The sequence below is a fragment of the Deltaproteobacteria bacterium genome (assembly GCA_009929795.1).
Classification (GTDB): domain Bacteria; phylum Desulfobacterota; class Desulfovibrionia; order Desulfovibrionales; family Desulfomicrobiaceae; genus RZZR01.
Genome location: RZZR01000273.1, coordinates 1 through 2,325, shown reverse-complemented (window position 1 = coordinate 2,325; position 2,325 = coordinate 1). Strand labels below are relative to the sequence as shown.

Annotated in this window: 2 protein-coding genes; both read left to right on the top strand. The window is 61.0% G+C overall.

Features of this window, described 5'->3' with window-relative positions:
* The first annotated feature begins 102 nt into the window (after positions 1–102).
* Positions 103–1,368 (top strand): radical SAM protein, encoded by a 1,266-nt coding sequence (locus tag EOM25_14115; protein NCC26309.1) that lies wholly within the window; start codon positions 103–105, stop codon positions 1,366–1,368.
* Positions 1,369–1,935: 567 nt separating this feature from the next.
* Positions 1,936–2,325, top strand: a 390-nt coding sequence (locus tag EOM25_14110; GenBank protein NCC26308.1) for a PAS sensor protein, incomplete at its 3' end; no start/stop codon positions are given.

Genomic DNA, 2,325 nt, shown 5'->3' with positions numbered 1-2,325 from the left:
TACGAAGGAACCCAGGAACTCTACGACCGCATCGTCAACGCCGTCATCGCCAAGACCCAGTCCGACAGCCCCGTCGGCTGGGGCTACATGTAGGAGAACACCATGACCAGCCCACAACATCCTTGCTTTGAGAAATCCTCGGCCGGCCGATGCGGCCGGGTCCACCTGCCCGTGGCTCCCAAATGCAACATCCAGTGCAACTATTGCGACCGCAAGTTTGACTGCGTGAACGAATCCAGACCCGGGGTGTCATCGGCCGTGCTCCATCCGGCCCAGGCCCTGGAATACCTCCACGAGGTCATGGACGCAGCCCCGGAGACCACCGTGGTCGGCATCGCCGGACCCGGAGACCCCATGGCCAACGCTGCCGAGACCCTGGAGACCATGCGTCTGGTCAGAAAACACTATCCTGGCCTGATTCTCTGTCTGTCCTCCAATGGCCTGGGGATGGCTCCGCACCTGGACCGCCTCAAGGAACTGGGTCTGACCCATGCCACCGTGACCATGAATGCGGTGGACCCTGAGATCGGGGCCAGGATCTACGCCTGGGCCAGGGACGGCAAGATCATCTATCGCAAGCGGGCCGCGGCCGACGTGCTGCTCGGACGCCAGCTCCAGGCAATCGGCGGATTGGTCCAGCGGGGTATCGCGGTCAAGGTCAACACCATCGTCATCCCCGGAGTCAACGAGCATCACGTCTGGGAAGTGGCCCGGACGGCTGAGGTCTTGGGGGCGACGATCATGAACTGCATCCCCATCTGCCCCACGCCTGGAACGCCCCTGGCCCATGTGGCCGAACCAGACAAGGCCGTGATGCATTCCATAAGGACCATGGCCGGCCGCCACATCCGTCAGATGACCCATTGTCGACGCTGCCGGGCCGATGCCGTTGGGCTTTTGAGCGCCGACCGCTCGGCCGAGTTCGCTTCGATCATGCGCCGCTGCGCCAGCCTGCCCCTGTCGGGAAGAGCCGAGGACAGGCCTCACGTAGCCGTGGCCACCAGGGAAGGCCTCCTGGTCAACGCCCATCTGGGCGAGGCCCGGACCTTGCAAATCTGGAGGCGGATGGAGGACGGCGGATTCGAGCGGGTGGACGAACGGGAGGCCCCGGCCCCCGGCGGGGGGCCGGCCCGTTGGCAGGCCCTGGCCCGGACGCTGACCGACTGCCGGGCCGTGCTGGCTGCGGCCATGGGCGAGACGCCACGTCGCATCCTGGAGGAACAGGGCTTGGCCGCCCATGAGGTGTCCGGGTTCATAACCGACATGCTCCAGGCCCTCTACGCTCAAAGCGACCTATCGGCCTTTGCCGTCAGACGGACCGGGGCCTGCGCCGGAGCTTGTTCAGGCGGAGGCGGCGGCTGCGGATAGAGGCAGGAAGGATCAGGCGTAATACCTTGCGCCCCAGAACAGGCCGCCCCGGGTCTCAACTCATCCCTATAATTTTTTGCGGCACACCGATCGCCTCTTCACTTTGCTCGCTTCCGGAAAATTTTTCCCAATCTCCCTCCATTCGGCCATGATTACGAGATTACAAAGCTACGTCGCAATTTTTAAAGAGCAACTTCTCAAGAAATAAAAACTATTAGGCCCTTGACTCTGACCAGATAGTAAGCAAAATTTCCGACTCGCTAACAAATCAAAAAAAATCTCCAATGCACGGGTCATGAAATTTTGCTGCCAACAGATTCGTCCGCATTCATTTTCATAGGCTCATAAGAACAGATTCTCCTCTTCATGACCCGACCTCACATCGATCCGCCGCAAGCCTGCGTCAGTACCATAGTCGTCTTTATACTCTTGACCGCGTGTGTCGGTTGTGGTCCGGCCGTGGAATCTCCGAGAGCTTATGACGGCCGTCTCGATCTCACGGATTGGGATTTCGCCGCCCAGAGCCCAGTCAGATTGGACGGGGCGTGGGAATTTGCCTGGGGAGAAATGCTTGATTCCGGCCTTGAGGAGCCGGATTTTTTCACTGTTCCGGGGATGTGGCGGGGCAATACCGCCAAAGGAATTCCGCTCTCGGCCCATGGATGCGGAACCTATGGGCTTCGGGTCCGCCTGCCTGAAGCCATGCGAGAGCATGGGCCGCCCATGGCCCTGCTCGTAACCGGACTGCTGTCCGTGGGTGAAGTGCAGGTCAACGGGGTGGTCGTGGCTTCGGGTGGGCTGGTGGGCACGGTCACAGACCCGGGGAACCCATCGGCCCATCTGCTGTCGCCCCGTTTTTCCAGTCAAGACGCGGATCTGAAAATTGTTCTGCGAGTATCCAACCACCTCAACGTCCAGGGCGGTATCAACTCCAGCATCTTTCTGGGGACCGAAGAG